Origin of the sequence: Azonexus sp. (assembly GCF_036170495.1) — a bacterium.
In the GTDB taxonomy this organism is placed as follows: domain Bacteria; phylum Pseudomonadota; class Gammaproteobacteria; order Burkholderiales; family Rhodocyclaceae; genus Azonexus.
Window position 1 is genome coordinate 1 of record NZ_JAVHPH010000186.1, and the last position, 2585, is coordinate 2585.

The following is a 2585-nucleotide window of genomic DNA, read 5'->3' on the forward strand; positions in this document are numbered from 1 at the left end:
CCCCCCAGTTCAGGGCAGTGAAGGCGGCAACCAGGGCCAGAATGAGTAGCAACAACAGGGAGTGGAGTTTCATGAAAACTTTCCTGATTGACTGATGTTTTTGGATATGGGCCGGGAGCCGGCGTCAGGCCGTATTACACCGGAAAGAACTCCAGCATATCACGCGCTTCCGGCCAGCCAGGTGCGTCGGCGCAGGCGAAAAAAAGCCACCCGACGGTGGCGATGAATTTCATTTTCGGCTGTTTTTCCCGGTTGACCGCAGCAATCGCTATGACTTTAGTCAGAGCACATTGCTCCGTGGTGGAGCAACTGTTCAGTTTTTGAGCGGCCAGCCGGGCAACATGCGTTGCAAGGTACCGTCGCGCAGGAGGGCATGCTTGAGGCCGCCGGCGATGTGCAGGGCGATCAGGCCGGCCAGGCCCCAGACGAAGGCGACGTGAGCAAGCTTGAAAACGCCGTTGAGGGCCTCATCCGGCCAGCCCATTTTGGGCAGTTCGATAGCGAAGAACTTGATGGCGTAAGGCGTGAAGGATGAGGCGAGAAAACCGGCCAGCGGCGCCAGCAACAACAAGCCGTAAAGCGCGTGATGAACCGCCGTGGCTAATTTGGCCTCCCAGCCGCGGGCCAGGAGTTTCGGCGCCGGATGACCGCGGCGCCAGGCGAGACGGGCGACGATGAGCAACAGCGCGAGCAGGCCAAGCGATTTGTGCAGGCCATAGGCAGCACTGCGTTCAGCCCCCTTGGGCAGATCGACCATGGTCCAGCCCAGCCACAGCAACCAGATGACAACGACCGCCTGCACCCAGTGCAGGGCAATGGCCGGCAGCGTGTAGCGCTCGCCACTCATCGGATGCTGACACCCCAGGGCAGTTCGCCAACGGCGATGTCGGCCAGCTTCTTGTAGCTGCCGGTATCGATCACGGAAACCGTGCCAGAGCGGCCATTGGCCACATAAAGCTTGGTGCCGTCAGGCGTGATCGCCATGTTCCACGGGCGTTTGCCGACTTCGATGGTGGCGATGACCGTGTTGCTGGCAACATCGATGGCCATCACCGACGGGTCGCGCCCGTTGGAAACGAAGACGCGCTTGCCGTCCGGATGCACGGCGATCCCGGCAGGGTACTGGCCAGCAGTGATTTCAGCGACGACGCGGCGCTCGGCGACGTCGATGGCGTAAACCTTGCCGGCCGTCTCGCTGGCCACATAGGCGCGGCTACCGTCGGGCAGGAAACCGATGCCGCGCGGCCGCTTGCCGACCGGGATGCTGGCCACCTGTCGGCGGCCGGCTACGTCGACGACATCGACCTGCTCGGCCTCTTCGGCGCTAACGTAGAGCCAGCGGCCATCCGGACTGAACACGGCGTGTTCCGGGTTCTTGCCGTGCACCTTGATGCGCGCCAATTCCTTACCCTGCGGCGCGGCGAGCAAAACAACGCTGTTGTCGTCCTCAACCGCCACGGCGAGCAGCGTGCCGTCGGCTGAGAGGCTGACGCCTTCCGGCGAATCGCCAACCGGCACGGTGTCCAGCAACACGCCGGCGACGGTATCGATGATGAGCAGGCTACCCGTCTTGCCATCGGTCAGATACAGGTGGCCGTCACCGCCGGCAATGCCGCGTGGACGCTGACCGGCGGGGATGTCGCGGAGACGCCGGTCGGTGGCCGTATCGATGACGCTGACCGTCGCCGATTTTTCATTCGGCACGTAGGCCAACGGGGCGGCCAGCGCCGCGCCGCCGAAAGCCGCCATCAGCGCAGCCAGCAGGAGTTTCGACAAGGGCCGGAGCATGGTCAGATCGCCTGATGGGAAATGCCGTGCTGCTTGAAGATGGCGGCAATCGTGCCGTCTTTCTTCAAGTCGGCGAGCGCACTGCCGATCGCTTCGGCCAGGGCTTGATCCTCGACCTTGACGGCCATGCCGAGCTTCCAGCTATCTACTTTCAGTTCGGCAAATTTCGGGCTTTCCAGAACCAGATTGCCCTGCCCCCGGGTGGCCGCTTCGAGCTCGGCACGCGGCGCCAGAACAGCCGCCACCTTGCCTTCGGCCATACCCTTGGCGGCTTCGGCGACGTTCTTGAAATGCACGACGTTCTCGCGCAGGCGGCCATTGAGCACGCCGAGCATGAAGGAGTCGGCCAGCGACGCCGTTTCAACACCGATTTTTTCGCGCGTAAAGATTTCCAGCGCGACGGCTGCCGAGCCGACCAGCGGCTTTGGCACCCGCTCCGGATTACGCGCCAGGGCGAGCGTTTCGACGTGGTAGGCGCCAAAGATGCGGACCTTGTCGTTGGCACGCGCCAGGTGCTCGTCAACCGGCACATGCATCATGACGTCGGACGGCTGAGTGCCCAGATAATGGCCTTTCCAAACCATATTACGCAGGTCGTCGTTCATGTCCTCATCGGCGTTGTAGCCGACCACTTCAGCCGTCAGACCAAGCTTGGCAGCAATCGCTCGGGCAACATCGGCATCGATGCCCTTGCCGCCGGCCATCGAATACGGGGCAAAATCGTTGTAGACCGCAACGCGCAACCGGCCGCGCTGACGGATCGCTTCGAGGCCATCGGCCAGGGCCGGCAAGGCCAC

Annotated in this window: 3 protein-coding genes; all 3 read right to left on the reverse strand. The window is 63.1% G+C overall.

All coding sequences use genetic code 11. The features are described 5' to 3' along the window. Positions 1-313 precede the first annotated feature (313 nt). From ADADOO_RS06305 to ADADOO_RS06315, 3 genes are read right to left on the reverse strand one after another with little or no spacing between them, the layout of a single operon-like run. Positions 314-847 carry a cytochrome b gene (locus tag ADADOO_RS06305; protein ID WP_511275962.1) on the reverse strand — a complete coding sequence of 178 codons (534 nt, stop codon included), beginning with the start codon at positions 845-847 and terminating at the stop codon, positions 314-316. Further along, positions 844-1788: a beta-propeller fold lactonase family protein gene (locus ADADOO_RS06310; RefSeq protein ID WP_511275964.1), complete on the reverse strand. Its 945-nt coding sequence runs from the start codon at positions 1786-1788 to the stop codon at positions 844-846. The genes ADADOO_RS06305 and ADADOO_RS06310 overlap by 4 nt, the downstream gene beginning before the upstream one ends. A gap of 2 nt (positions 1789-1790) precedes the next feature. Next, positions 1791-2585, reverse strand: coding sequence for a substrate-binding periplasmic protein (locus ADADOO_RS06315; protein ID WP_511275965.1), 795 nt, complete (start codon positions 2583-2585; stop codon positions 1791-1793).

What these genes read in the sequence shown, in the direction of transcription:
- ADADOO_RS06305 (WP_511275962.1), bottom strand. Translation starts at nt 847, where the DNA reads ATGAGTGGCGAGCGCTACACGCTGCCGGCCATTGCCCTGCACTGGGTG.
- ADADOO_RS06310 (WP_511275964.1), bottom strand. Translation starts at nt 1,788, where the DNA reads ATGCTCCGGCCCTTGTCGAAACTCCTGCTGGCTGCGCTGATGGCGGCT.